Annotated in this window: 13 protein-coding genes; 4 read left to right on the top strand and 9 right to left on the bottom strand. The window is 38.8% G+C overall.

What is annotated here, in order from left to right; translation table 11 throughout:
• Window positions 1-40 precede the first annotated feature (40 nt).
• From CSV75_RS02740 to CSV75_RS02725, 4 genes are all read right to left on the bottom strand, one after another.
• Complete coding sequence (locus tag CSV75_RS02740) at window positions 41-493, bottom strand: RidA family protein (RefSeq protein ID WP_099629889.1); 453 nt, start codon at window positions 491-493, stop codon at window positions 41-43.
• 24 nt (window positions 494-517) lie between these two features.
• Window positions 518-1,093, bottom strand: a complete 576-nt coding sequence (locus CSV75_RS02735) for an FAD synthetase (protein WP_099674649.1) — start codon at window positions 1,091-1,093, stop codon at window positions 518-520.
• A 71-nt stretch (window positions 1,094-1,164) separates the two neighbouring features.
• Entirely contained in the window at window positions 1,165-2,625 is a 1,461-nt protein-coding gene (locus CSV75_RS02730) for a 4-hydroxyphenylacetate 3-hydroxylase family protein (protein WP_099629887.1), read from the bottom strand.
• A gap of 37 nt (window positions 2,626-2,662) precedes the next feature.
• A complete protein-coding gene (locus CSV75_RS02725) occupies window positions 2,663-3,838 on the bottom strand; it encodes a flavin reductase (protein WP_099674648.1) in 1,176 nt (391 codons plus the stop codon).
• A gap of 660 nt (window positions 3,839-4,498) precedes the next feature.
• On the opposite strand from CSV75_RS02725, the gene CSV75_RS02720 reads away from it, so the two are divergent.
• The 3 genes from CSV75_RS02720 to CSV75_RS02710 all read left to right on the top strand — a co-directional run bounded on the left by CSV75_RS02720 (window position 4,499) and on the right by CSV75_RS02710 (window position 7,541).
• Entirely contained in the window at window positions 4,499-5,824 is a 1,326-nt protein-coding gene (locus CSV75_RS02720) for an amidohydrolase (RefSeq protein WP_099674647.1), read from the top strand.
• A 2-nt stretch (window positions 5,825-5,826) separates the two neighbouring features.
• Entirely contained in the window at window positions 5,827-7,149 is a 1,323-nt protein-coding gene (locus tag CSV75_RS02715; RefSeq protein ID WP_099674646.1) for a helix-turn-helix domain-containing protein, read from the top strand.
• Window positions 7,150-7,334: 185 nt separating this feature from the next.
• Window positions 7,335-7,541, top strand: a complete 207-nt coding sequence (locus CSV75_RS02710; RefSeq protein WP_199171286.1) for a tautomerase family protein — start codon at window positions 7,335-7,337, stop codon at window positions 7,539-7,541.
• 564 nt (window positions 7,542-8,105) lie between these two features.
• Here the strand turns inward: CSV75_RS02710 and CSV75_RS02705 are convergent.
• From CSV75_RS02705 to CSV75_RS02690, 4 genes are all read right to left on the bottom strand, one after another.
• Window positions 8,106-8,375, bottom strand: a complete 270-nt coding sequence (locus CSV75_RS02705; protein WP_233191569.1) for a hypothetical protein — start codon at window positions 8,373-8,375, stop codon at window positions 8,106-8,108.
• 3 nt (window positions 8,376-8,378) lie between these two features.
• Window positions 8,379-8,684: a TIGR04104 family putative zinc finger protein gene (locus CSV75_RS02700; protein ID WP_099674644.1), complete on the bottom strand. Its 306-nt coding sequence runs from the start codon at window positions 8,682-8,684 to the stop codon at window positions 8,379-8,381.
• A gap of 69 nt (window positions 8,685-8,753) precedes the next feature.
• Window positions 8,754-9,314 carry a class I SAM-dependent methyltransferase gene (locus CSV75_RS02695; protein ID WP_099674643.1) on the bottom strand — a complete coding sequence of 187 codons (561 nt, stop codon included), beginning with the start codon at window positions 9,312-9,314 and terminating at the stop codon, window positions 8,754-8,756.
• A gap of 44 nt (window positions 9,315-9,358) precedes the next feature.
• Window positions 9,359-10,117, bottom strand: coding sequence for a hypothetical protein (locus tag CSV75_RS02690; RefSeq protein ID WP_199171285.1), 759 nt, complete (start codon window positions 10,115-10,117; stop codon window positions 9,359-9,361).
• Window positions 10,118-10,231: 114 nt separating this feature from the next.
• Here CSV75_RS02690 and CSV75_RS02685 point away from each other — a divergent pair, with 114 nt between their 5' ends.
• Window positions 10,232-10,834 (top strand): LysE/ArgO family amino acid transporter, encoded by a 603-nt coding sequence (locus CSV75_RS02685; RefSeq protein ID WP_099674642.1) that lies wholly within the window; start codon window positions 10,232-10,234, stop codon window positions 10,832-10,834.
• 258 nt (window positions 10,835-11,092) lie between these two features.
• Here CSV75_RS02685 and CSV75_RS02680 read toward each other — a convergent pair whose 3' ends face one another.
• On the bottom strand, window positions 11,093-12,628 hold the full coding sequence (locus tag CSV75_RS02680) for an oligosaccharide flippase family protein (RefSeq protein WP_099674641.1): 1,536 nt from the start codon (window positions 12,626-12,628) through the stop codon (window positions 11,093-11,095).
• Window positions 12,629-12,648 lie beyond the last annotated feature (20 nt).

The following is a 12,648-nucleotide window of genomic DNA, read 5'->3' as shown; positions in this document are numbered from 1 at the left end:
CCTCCATTACTGCTTGTTCAATAGTTTTCTTATCTTGTAGTTATTCGCTAATTACGGCTTCAACGTCAATTTCCATCAACATTTCAGGCATTGCAAATCCGCTTACAATTAATCCCGTACTGCATGGATAGACATCTTTAAAATGTTCAGCAATTACTGGATATACTTTACTGCGGTCCTCACGCTTCAAAATATACACTGTCATCTTACAAATATCTTTAACGGATCCGCCAGCCTCTTCAATTAACTGTTTTACGCAACGGCAAGCCATATCTGTTTGTGCAGCTACATCATCAACGCCGTGGAAGTTACCTTCTAAATCGAAACCTGTTTGACCACGAAGGAAAATGCGATTACCAGCGCGGACAGCCATACTTAGCTCATTCACAATATGGTGTTCCGGCTTTCCTAGTTCTGAAGGGTAAAATTCATCCGTCTTAAACTTTCTGAAACGTTGGATCTCCACTTTTTGTGTGTTTTCATAAATTGTCATTTGTATATTCCTCCACTTGTTATGTTATTTTTTCATTAATCTTTTCTCGTTCTGTTGAACAACTGGTGTAAGATGATTCCAACCTAGTAACCCATTGGCTTCATCAACTTCTCCTTTTGAGAATAATTCACGAATGCGTGTGGATGAAATGGTTTTTCCTGCGCTACACAGCACCGGATCCAAAATACACACATCAAAATACTTACGTAATGTATTTACATCACCTTCTCGTCCTCTTCCAAAGCGAAAATCATGACCTTCGAAAATCTCCACTGGATTCAAATTTGTCAATTCCTGCAGAAATCGCTCCACGCCCTGTGATATATAATCCGCATTGAATTGCGCAACCACTACGTGATCTACACCTAGCTTTTCAAGCATCACCAATTTCTCAGGTAGCGAAGTGAGTAATTTCACATGCTGGAAAAAAACTTTTGGTGGCGGGTCGAATGTATACACAACAAGTGGCACACCCAATTCCACAGCCTGCTCACGAGCTTGCCTCACTACTGTTTGGTGGCCAATATGTAGTCCATCTAACGCACCGATAGTTAGAACACACTCCGGAAGCTTTAATGTTTTGGATTTATGAACTTGCATGTATGACACCTCTTCCCTCTAGTTTTTCTTACATAAGTTGCGCCGTCCCACAGTAGTGGGACAGCTACACATTATGGTTGGAATACTAACGAAGACGATAGATTTGCAGCTTTCATCACCATTTCACGATTTGGAGTCAAATCATAATTATTAAAGACGGCTGCATGTTGCGCGAATGGCGGGCTTTGTGCAAACAATTCAAATGTAATTTGGTGACCTGCATAGGAAGAGTTCAGCATGTCACGTGCGAAGTAAAGCAATTTCGCACGCTCTTCTGCACTCCACTCACCAACAGAATAAAATCTATCAATATATTCCTTGATTTGTGGATCCTTCATAGTTTCCATGTCAGGTGTCACAGCTAATTGTCCACCTACCAACTCACGTGCCAAATGTGCCATTTCTGGGAAATGTTTGAGCGCAAACACACGACCAGTATATAGAAGAGACTGATTAGGCATCATTAATCCGCCTGGTGATAATTGCGCTTCCGAAACAGCAGCTGTCAGATGAGCATTGATCGTTTCACGATAGTTGATTAGCTCGGAAAGTTTTTGCTGAACCGCAGGAATCTTTGTCAAACCTGTTTGCTCCACATTTAATAATGCAGCGCCGATTAGATAATCCGCTCTTCTTAAAATTCGTAGTACATAGTTGTAGGAAGAATAACGGTGTACCGTTTCACGAATATATTTCGCTGACTCTAAATTACGGTGGAATAACACATTCTCCCAAGGAATTAACACGTCATCAAAAATCAACAATGTATCAATCTCTTCAAACTTACTAGACAGTGGGTAGTTTACTGGATCTTTTCCAGCTCCAACAGGAGATCGGCAAATATGTTTTAGCCCTGGGGATCCCATATCACAAATGAATCCAACTGCATAGTTTTCCATATTGACACTGGAATTTGACCAGTTAGAAATCGTAGGCTTTACGAATGCTTGGTGTGCATAAGCAGCGGCAGTTTCAAATTTTGCACCACGCACTACAATTCCTTTATCATTTTCCGCAACGATATGAAGGAGTGTTCCACCATCTTCACCGTTGATTAACTTACTGCGGTCTCCTTTTGGATCCGTGTTGGCTGAAACGTGAAATAAATCCTCTTTCGCCACACGCGCAACATGATGTTTAATATTTTGTGCATAGGTCGGGTCAATTTCATTCAAACGGTCTTGCGCATCATATAATGACCACATTTCACCGATTGTTTCATCTCCTACACGGTAGACAACTCCACCTAAATCATCTAAAACGGTTTCTACATACGTACGAATACCTTTTAGATCATCCTTTGTTTTGGGTAGTTTAAAAGCACGGCAAATTTCATCACCGTCCGCAAGCTTCACAGTCAATTTGTCTTTGTACTTCGCTTCATGATTCATATCATACATACGTGCTTTTACATCGATGATTGGCTTGAATGCTGGATGATTTGCAATGTCATGTACTCTTTCTCCGTCAATATATACTTCTCTTCCATCATTCAGTGATCTGCGGTAATCGTCTCCTGTTAATAAAGCCATGTAAATTCCTCCCTGGGTATCTGATTTTATAGTGAAATTAAATACTGCCACCTGCGTGACGAATAATGTATTTACCTAGTTTTTTTGCTTCTTCTGTATGCTGTTTAACAATAGACTTAGCAGCTTCCTTATCTCCCGCTTCATACGCTTTCAATAATGCTACATGATCATCAGCCAGTTTATTCAACTCTTCGCGTGCAGTACTACTATTTTCTTCAAATGCTACTCGCAAAGCACTGCTCATAACTGCTTCAGCCGTCAGGCGACGATAGGAGTCTAGTAACGTAGCATTATTCGTTAAAGCAATCGTATAATCATGGAGCGAAATATTTGCCTCAATATATTGATCGATATCTGTAATACCTTTTTCTTTATCAGCCAACGTTTCTTCTACACGACTCCTGAAATCAGATAGTTCTTCGTCAGATAGATTGCCCACTGTCTTTTCAATAGCTGCAACTTCCAGTGCACAACGTGTTTCCAAAGCTTCCGTTAGCATCTCAATACTTAACGGAGTAACGGAGAAATCACCATTTTCACTACGTTTGATTAACCCTTCGCCTTCTAATTTGGTGAGTGCGTAGTAGATGACTTGTCTTGGAACTTCTAGTTTTTCTGTCAAACTGGCAACACTGAATGGCTCCATTAGTTGAAAATCTCTTTTCAACACTTTACTTCGTAGATCCAGATAAACCATTTCATCATTGTGTGAAATGAAGCGTCCGAATTTTCCGCGGTAGTACGTCAATGGATTACGTTCTTCAGAATCCGCATGTATAACTTCTGCAAGGAACACAGAATGCGTACCGCCTGTCACTTCCTGTACGACCCTGCACTCCAGATGGGCAAGAGTATCTTTTAAGATGGGCTCACCTAATTTCCCTTCAACCGTTTCAATACCTTTAAATTTGTCAGAAGAAGGTCTAGCAAACTGTAAAGCTATGTCTCCCTGGTCTTCGTGCAGTATGTTCACACCAAAAACCTTTGCTTGGGAAATGGCATTACACGTCCCGGTCGCTTGGTTGATACATACTAGCAACATTGGAGGTTCAACCGATAGTGAGGAAACTGCACTTGCCGTCACCCCATAATTGACACCTTCATGCTTTGTTGTAATAACCGTAACACCGCTAGTAAAATGTCCGATTACATCCCGAAAGACTAAGTTATCCACCCTTGCCGGCTTTCCCTTTTCACTAATTTCTGTTCCCATCATAATCCCTCCTAAACTATTTTACGGACATAGTCCTAAATAAGTCCCTTATTCGACAAAAAAATATAAAATATGCATTCCCCAATAAAAGTACGTCGAATCGGATATGCTTATTCGGTAGTAATTACCGTATAATGTCTCTCATGTAATATACAGACTGTTCAAAATACTGTCAACGCTTTTTTATTTCTACTTTCAGATTTCAAGACTAGCGTTTTTGAAAGCGATTACATTTATTTTGACATCATTCGAGTAATCCAAATCATTTCATATAATAAAATAAGTGTACACTACTACATATTCTCCCCCTTAAAAGCCAATGTCCGTAAGCAGGCCGTATATAGGTAATGAAATAGGGAAATCTTTATACTGGCTAAGTGAATTCCTACCAGTTACTGAACTCCCTTGCTATTAATATACAGCACTTATTTTGAATGTCAACGATTTTTTATAAGATTTAGAAAAATCAATTAATGAATGAGCACACAGTCACTTCCAACCTCTTAGTCTAAGATGAACTAGTAGAAACAATAAATTTCATTTGATTCTTCTAGTAGCTTACGTGTATTCTTGTACTAATACGAACGTCCTTTTTATAACTATTAGGTACTAGTAAATGATCGATACGAATCACTTGAAAATGATGAATGGAGGGTATTTATGAATAACCGAATTTCGGAAATGGTAGAGGACATAAGGGATCTATTGATTGAATGGCGTCGAGATTTCCATACTTATGCGGAAGCAGGATGGGTTGAATTTCGGACAGCCTCCCTTATCGCCTCACGACTTTATAGCTGGGGATATGAAGTACGTGCGGGTCGCGATGTAATGGATGAAAGTACTCGAATGGGCGTTCCCAATCAGGCGTATTTGGAAGAACAATTTGATCGCGCCATCCAGCAAGGGGCTAACACAGAGTGGGCTGCACCATTACGCTCTGGCTTTACGGGCGTTGTCGGTACTTTAGATACAGGTAAACCAGGTCCGACCATTGGATTACGTTTTGATATGGATGCCTTGGACTTGCAAGAGTCCTCTGATGATAGTCATTTTCCAGTAAAAGAAAGATTCACCTCCGTCAATGACCGAATGATGCACGCTTGCGGTCATGATGCACATATGGCAATTGGCCTTGGAATCGCTTCCCTTTTAGCTGAATTAAAGGACAGTTTAAACGGCAAATTTAAACTTATTTTCCAACCTGCTGAAGAAGGTGTTCGTGGTGCAAAGTCTATGGTGAAGGCTGGGGTCGTTGACGACGTAGATATTTTCATTTCTCAACATGTCGGTCTAGGTGCGGAATTAGGTGAATTCGTTTGCAGTGATCTAGGATTTCTAGCGACTACAAAATTGAATGTTCGTTTTCTAGGCAAAGCTGCACATGCTGGAGCAAATCCTGAAAAAGGCAAAAATGCTTTATTAGCTGCAGCAACAGCGACCTTAAATTTGCATGCGATCTCTCCCCACAGTTCAGGAGAATCGCGAATAAATGTGGGGGTGTTACACGCAGGCACCGGACGCAATATTATTCCAAATAAGGCTGATCTCCAAGTAGAAACGCGTGGCGCTACAACAGAAATAAATGAATACATGGTTGAACGGTTGAGAAAAATCGTGAAAGCTGCTGGTGAGATGTATGAAGTGGAAACACATATAGAAGAAGTCGGTTCAGCCCCAACATGTACTCCTAGTGAACAGTTAGTCGCAGTCTTACGGAAAAAAACTACATCATTGAAAGACATCCAAAAAATCACACATACTTTTACATCTGGCGGTTCTGAGGATGCGACCTATATGATGTCACGCGTGAAAGAAAACGGCGGGCAAGCAGCTTATGTCGTGTTTGGGACGACACTTAGTGCAGGTCATCACAATGAAAAGTTCGATATTGATGAAGAAGTCATACCATTAGCAGTGAAAACATTAGTATATTGTATTACACAATTGGATACACCAATAGTTCCGTCAAACAAAGGAGAATAACTATGAAAACTAGAGTAGGAATTGTCGGACCAAATGACAGTGTAGAAATTATGAAGGACATCGCGAAGGAATTTGAGGATCAGATGACCCCTGTTTGTTTTGAATATAAAAATTCGATTGAAACAACAGAAATCGTAGAAAAAAACCAACATATTATGGATATCTGGATTTTTTCTGGACAAACACCCTTTTCACTCGCAAAAAAAAGCTCTTCTAATCAGCTCTTTTTCTATTTATCTTTAGATGGTTCTAGTTTAACAAAAACACTGTTAAATATTGTGTATAACAGTACAAATGATTTACGTAACATTAGTTTTGATATGATGGAAGAACATGATATATCCGAAACATACCGTTTCTTAAATATTTCATATGAACAATGTCATCTTTATGAATACCAAGGAGTTACACCTATCAATCAAATCATTGAATTTCATTCCATGCTATACAACAAGGGAAAAGTATCCGTTTGTGTAACTAGTTTGAGTGATGTTTATGAAGCATTATCTTCCCAGGGGATACCTGTATACAGAGTTACGCCAACTTTGGCAAACATTCGATCAACATATACATCTGCATTACAGCAATGGGAAGCCCTCAATTTTAAACAATCTCAGTTAACAGTTATGTTAATCTCTATTGATAATATTAATAAAATTGAAAAGCCCCATTCATTTTCTTATGATATACATCGTTTGAATTTAGAATTGCAATCGGCAGTTTTAACATTCACTGAATCTATATCCGGCTCATTTTTATCCATTGGCACTGGGACGTTTATTATATTTTCCACTAGGGGTTCGCTACGAAACGCGGGCGATCAAAGTGTTCGTCTATTGGATAGTTTATCCTTAATTACAGATTTTCCATCGAACATTGGTATAGGCTATGGTGATTCCGCTTTAGCTGCAGAAGAAAACGCAAGATTAGCGTTATTGCATGCACAAAACTATAATTCGAATAGTGCCTTTTTAGTCGAAAATAACGGTACGGTAAAAGGACCACTTAATAAATCTAAAAGTATTTCTTTTGAGTTTAGGAATGTAGATGAAGAAATCGGAAATAAACTAAAGGAATGCGGTGTATCTATTACGTCCTTCAATAAAATTATGTCTGTTCAACGAAACTTGGGAAAGCATGCGGTCACTGCAGCAGATATTGCTGAATGGTTGAAAATGACCGAACGTAATGCCCGCCGGCTTCTAAATAATCTAACGGATGCTGGTATCGCAAAAATCATTGGACAGGAAGCACCCGCAACGAGAGGACGCCCCCGCAACATTTATCAGGTAGGATTAGATTATTTATCTACTGCACCCGAATAGAAGAATGTAACTAGGGCATGTGCAAATAGTTTAAGATCTTTGCACATACTCCTCTTTTTTTCCAAACAATTCATATGATTTTGAAAATAGTTTGACAAGTTAGAATGTTTTGTGTACCCTGATAATTGTATTACAAAGGATAAAGTAAAGAAGTATTTACCAAAAATGATAAGGAGTTGTTTAGTATGCCATTCGTCCACATTAAAATGATTGAGAAGCGTTGTACCCCTGAAAAAAAAGAAATCATGATTAAAGAGGTCACTGATTTAATCGCTGGTATTTTGGAGCAGGATGTAGAAACGGTGCGTGTTCAACTGGAAGAAATGCGGCCTGAAGATTGGGGTATTGCCGGAGAATCTGTTAAAAAACGAACTGAAAAAAGCCTGACATAAATAATTTATTATATTCAATTTCGGTCCATTAAGGGAAAATATCCAATTACAAACTATACCTATGGTTCTTAAGATATATATAGGTTCTAATTAATTGAATTTGATGGATGGTACTCCCTCGCGAAACTATCATGATTGTTAAAACCTTTATGCATCACGGTTTTTTCGCGCAGGCAACCTCCATTAAACCCCATCAATATAAGATCCACTCATCGTTCTTATTGAAGAGTCCGCAGTTCAATACAGGAAGTACCTATCTTCTACATCCTTCCCCACATAAACAAAAATTTTTTCTTTTAATCTTATAAATGTATCGCATCGAAAAATCGATAAAGTTTTGCGGATCTTTTCTATGATTAGCCTAATCACTCTATTTTCTGTGCTGTTGTTTGTGATTAGGGGTTACTTTACTTGTTTTTCTTCGCCGCCATGGCTTTTACGATACTGGATTATTTGATAAGAGCATTTTTTGAATGGAGGGTGTAACATTGTAAAAAAATACGAGGTGTTAGACGTTAGGTACAAAAATAAAAGATACTCTCGAAATAGTCTCTTTGGAAATAATTATTCCGCTTTTTGCGTCGTGCTTTTATTAAATGCGTAATAGGCAGTACCCGCTATGAACAATCCCGTACTAAGCCACATCGTAATGCCGTTCCATTCTCCTTTAAACAATGTGATATTTGCTAGATTGACGAGATGTATTGCTATAAAGAAAAGATATAATCCCGTCGTCGTCTTCATTACTTTACACCTCCAGTACATAGCTTTTTTGCGTAATCTGAGCGCAATTGCTTTTAAAGCCATCACGCCCGACTTAATTTCAGCATACATATTTTATGGTTCTCCTATGTATTTCTCTTTGCTACTTAATTTCACTAAAAATGGATATAAAAATAAAACTAGAACGAATAAAATGGGAAATAAGCTTAGTAATATAACTGCTGGCACGTCAAAGAACATTTGAATGATCAGTGGCAATAAAACAATCGGAGTTAACATACCGATGCGCCCTTTGGATTTTTGCGTTTGATACTGTTTTTCTCCGCAGTATGGGCAAGTCATGGCAGGGTTCAATGTGGTCGTCTTTTTTATTGTTTGTTTCCAACTCCACTGATGATTGCAATTTTCGCATATAGGCATTACATTCCTCCTGTATTCAAACTGGCTCGATTGCATGGGATACGCAATCGAGTCGGTTTATATAGAATGTTACTTTCTACTAGTGGATATAAACATCGATGCATCTTGATTCGCAAAAATCTGTTTCCCATGATAGAAAGTTTTACATGTAGTCGACGTAAATCCGACTTCGGATAATAGGATTTTTAGTTCATTATGCGAAAACCCACTATGAATTTTCGGATGATTCACTTGATCATTTTTATCAAAATCAACAATAATTAGCTGGCCATCACTAGGTAAAATGCTAAACAGCTTTTGCAAAATTAATTTAGTATCAGGAATATGAAGAAGAACTAAAGATAGTAACACGATGTCCGCTTTAAGTTCAGGCATGTCTCTAGTAAAATCAGAATACAGTACTTCACAGTTCGTAATGTCCCTTGCATTAATTTTATCTGTTGCATCCTGTAATGCTTGTTTTGAAGTGTCTACGAGCAATATAGAATCTACTAAATCCGTTAGTTCCAAACTAACTAGACCAGAACCACTACCATAGTCGACTAATTTTTTTGATTCACTACCTTGTAATAATGGTCTTACTTTTTCAACAATCACGTTAACCAATTCCATTCGTTTTTCTGTTTCCATACTTCACACTCCATTTCATTTATTGCGCGACCTGGCACCACAAATTACTGCTGTTTCTCGACAATTAATTGTCCTTTTTGCTGATCAACATTCACAATGAATTCTTTACCATTTTCCAAATCGGTTGAGACTGTTTTTCCTTGATACTGTTCATCTGTATAAACAAATATAAAACCCTCTATTTCAAAAGCAACGAAATTGCCACGCTCACCTTCTCGTAATTCTAATAACCCATACCCTTCTTTTGAGTAATTAAAGAGTGCAATGGCAGGTATGTCATTGATTGTTAACGCAAAGGCTATGAGCTGACCATCCAACCATTCATCTTGCTTAACGATGTCTATACTTTCCTTATCTAACGTATACGCCTCACCATACGTAAATTCGATTTCTTGCCAAAGTTCTCGTGGTGTCGGATACCCGTAATCTGACCAACTGCCTATTTGTGTTACTTGATCGTCTTTACCAACACGCAACATCACACCAAACTTAGGTGTTTCTATATCATGTACTTGAAAATCACCAACCACATATCCTGCCTCATACTGTTTTGGGGAAATTCTGAATTCCCTATCCGGATAGCTTTTTTCCAGATACTCACTAACGGTCTTATAGGCTTCTGAATGATGGTTCGTTTTCAAAGTAGGATAGTAGAGAATATATCCTATATACCCTATGATAAGTGTGCTAGATAACGTGATGGCTAGCTTTTTTCGCTTTCTGAAAATAAGCCAAAGAACTACACTCACCATTACTATGACAAATCCCATTGCAAAAAAGTATAGTAGTTCACCTGAATTCATGTACTCTCTCCTATCCGGGGATCAGGCATAAATTGTGCGGATATAAAACTCTCCAATTGCGCGTTTTCTTTTAGCTTATAATAATAGAATAGAAATTGATAGGATGTGATGTGAATGGAGGCTGCAATTCATGGTATTATTTTGGCATTCGGTTTAATTTTACCATTAGGAATTCAGAATGTATTTGTATTTTCACAAGGAGCTACACAACCGAGAGTTCTTCAAGCATTTCCGGCGACTATTACAGCCGCACTATGTGATACTTTTTTAATCGTATTAGCGGTATTTGGACTATCCGCCGTTGTATTGCAATTTGAATGGCTACGATTTAGCTTAGTCCTCGCGGGAGTATTATTCTTACTTTATATGGGGCTTTCCATTTGGAATACAAAACCAAAAGCGAATGAATCGAATAACGCGTTACCCATCCGCCAGCAAATCATGTTTGCTTTATCCGTTTCCTTATTAAATCCTCATGCCATTTTGGATACAGTAGGAGTGATCGGGACTAGCGCGTTAAAATATGTGGGAGAGGAACAAGTATATTTCACAATCGGTTGTATTGCAGTAGCGTGGGGTTGGTTCTTCGGATTAATGATTGCAGGTTCAGTATTAAAAAAGCTGGACACAACAGGAAACTTGATGAATATACTAAACAAATGCTCAGCCTTGTTCATTTGGGGAACCGCCATTTATCTTTTGATTGGATTAATGTAAAGTTTGGTTAATGTTTCCGAAAAGAAGTAGACTTATATGTCGTTAATCTTTTGACATTTAAAAAGTGAATAATGGATTGTTGTTATTGGACTCAAGAAAAAGCTGTCAAAGTGAGAAGTTCGACTTCAATGTCATTTACTCTACTCTAAAATAAGGTATTTTGGGATAAGAGAATTGTATAACCTACTTATTATCATCTTAATAAAAAGAGTGTAAGGAGGTTTGGGGCGAACGTTGGTTTATATAATTTCCATTTAGTTAGCGATACCTTCTAAAGCTTCCCCTTCCCCAAAATTGTAGCAGCAAGAATAAGGCAATGCATCCTATAAAAAATAGCATGCTGCCGAGCGATTGCATGGTTCCTGATTCTATACCGATATACAACAGAAAGTTTTTGAACGGAACGTTAAGAAAGCCTATTGACGCAAGAAAAATTAAATATGCCAATAACGTCATTACAGGAAATGCGCCTTTGCATCTTTTTTGTATAATGAGCGCATTCCAGAGGAGGGATGTTATTTCCAAGATAAAAGCGCTAATCGCAACACCTGCATAACCGAATCCCGGTATTGCCGTTAAATAATAAGCGGCGATGGCAGAACAAATGAGGCCTACTAGTAAACCGACTAGGGGAGCCTTTTTTTGATCAGCCGCCCAAAGGATCGTTGTCGTTAGCTCCCGCATGCCGGCAATAAGAGGAGCAAAAGACATGTAGCGTATTGCTTCGGTTGCCTCTTGACTACCCACAATTAGCATAGATAAATCATCCGCATGAAAAAAAAGGATTAACATGGAACTGATTCCCCAGAACCACCCGATTTCTAAGGACAGACTGGAACGCTCAACAAAACTACTTCTTTTCCCGTTTTGCCAATTGGCCGTTAACTTAGCAGCCATCGTATATGATATTGCCGCGGTAACAATAGTAGGTAGATACACGATAGCTGTCGCGATTCCGAGTACTTCTCCGAAAATGGCAATCGCCTCTGATTGACTTAGGCCAGAAACTTGCAGACGGCTAGGAATGATTAACGCATCAAGAAAATCGGACGCAGGCATAACGATACGCGTTAATGTAATAGCAAAGGATGATTTGAAAAACAAAAAAATTCCAGGTCCAAGGATCAGCCACCGGGCGGATTTATTATATGTTCCGTTATTGGTGGCAGGTATCAGCTTCAATCTTTTATTATATTTCAGCAACCAAAGAAACAATAATGCGATACAGGCACCTGTAAATGCACCGAAAACGGCACCACCTGCGGCAGCATAAGTGCCTTGTTTCATCCATAGAACGACAAGCAAAAGCATTGTTCCAACACGAACCGTTTGTTCTATTAGTTCAGAAACGGCCACATATCCGTAGAACTCCACACCTTGTAAGAATCCTCGGTATAGCTGAAGCAGTGGAACAATAAAAAGCGCCGGAGATAGGCAGCGGATGGGAAACGTCAAGCTGTTATCTCCGAGAAAATGTGCAATATTAGGCGCTATGGTGAAACAAAGCAAACTGGAAACAATTCCAAGGAACAAAATGGGTATAGACAGACTTTTATAAACAAGCCAACCCTGTTTTTTATCCTTGGCGGTCAATAATGCCAACGATGTAGGAAAACCACCTGAGAGCAACGTAAGTGCGAATCCATAAACTGAATAAACAATTTGATAAATTCCCATTCCTTCTGAGCCGAGAAGCCTAAACAAAGGAATGCGAACAGCGAGACCGATGACTTTAACGAGAAATATAGCACCAGTACGCAGCGCTGTTTGTTTAATAAAGGTAGGCAGTCTCATCTTTTCACCTCAAGTGACCT

Origin of the sequence: Sporosarcina sp. P18a, from assembly GCF_002743135.1 — a bacterium.
Lineage (GTDB): Bacteria > Bacillota > Bacilli > Bacillales_A > Planococcaceae > Sporosarcina.
The sequence above is the reverse complement of the archived record's forward strand: the minus strand, read 5'-3'. Positions and strand labels throughout refer to the sequence as shown.

Excerpts from the sequence above, each read along its gene's own strand:
- CSV75_RS02740 (WP_099629889.1), bottom strand. The coding sequence starts at position 493 with ATGACAATTTATGAAAACACACAAAAAGTGGAGATCCAACGTTTCAGA.
- CSV75_RS02735 (WP_099674649.1), bottom strand. The coding sequence starts at position 1,093 with ATGCAAGTTCATAAATCCAAAACATTAAAGCTTCCGGAGTGTGTTCTA.
- CSV75_RS02730 (WP_099629887.1), bottom strand. The coding sequence starts at position 2,625 with ATGGCTTTATTAACAGGAGACGATTACCGCAGATCACTGAATGATGGA.
- CSV75_RS02725 (WP_099674648.1), bottom strand. The coding sequence starts at position 3,838 with ATGGGAACAGAAATTAGTGAAAAGGGAAAGCCGGCAAGGGTGGATAAC.
- CSV75_RS02720 (WP_099674647.1), top strand. The coding sequence starts at position 4,499 with ATGAATAACCGAATTTCGGAAATGGTAGAGGACATAAGGGATCTATTG.
- CSV75_RS02715 (WP_099674646.1), top strand. The coding sequence starts at position 5,827 with ATGAAAACTAGAGTAGGAATTGTCGGACCAAATGACAGTGTAGAAATT.
- CSV75_RS02710 (WP_199171286.1), top strand. The coding sequence starts at position 7,335 with ATGCCATTCGTCCACATTAAAATGATTGAGAAGCGTTGTACCCCTGAA.
- CSV75_RS02705 (WP_233191569.1), bottom strand. The coding sequence starts at position 8,375 with ATGTATGCTGAAATTAAGTCGGGCGTGATGGCTTTAAAAGCAATTGCG.
- CSV75_RS02700 (WP_099674644.1), bottom strand. The coding sequence starts at position 8,684 with ATGCCTATATGCGAAAATTGCAATCATCAGTGGAGTTGGAAACAAACA.
- CSV75_RS02695 (WP_099674643.1), bottom strand. The coding sequence starts at position 9,314 with ATGGAAACAGAAAAACGAATGGAATTGGTTAACGTGATTGTTGAAAAA.
- CSV75_RS02690 (WP_199171285.1), bottom strand. The coding sequence starts at position 10,117 with ATGAATTCAGGTGAACTACTATACTTTTTTGCAATGGGATTTGTCATA.
- CSV75_RS02685 (WP_099674642.1), top strand. The coding sequence starts at position 10,232 with ATGGAGGCTGCAATTCATGGTATTATTTTGGCATTCGGTTTAATTTTA.
- CSV75_RS02680 (WP_099674641.1), bottom strand. The coding sequence starts at position 12,628 with ATGAGACTGCCTACCTTTATTAAACAAACAGCGCTGCGTACTGGTGCT.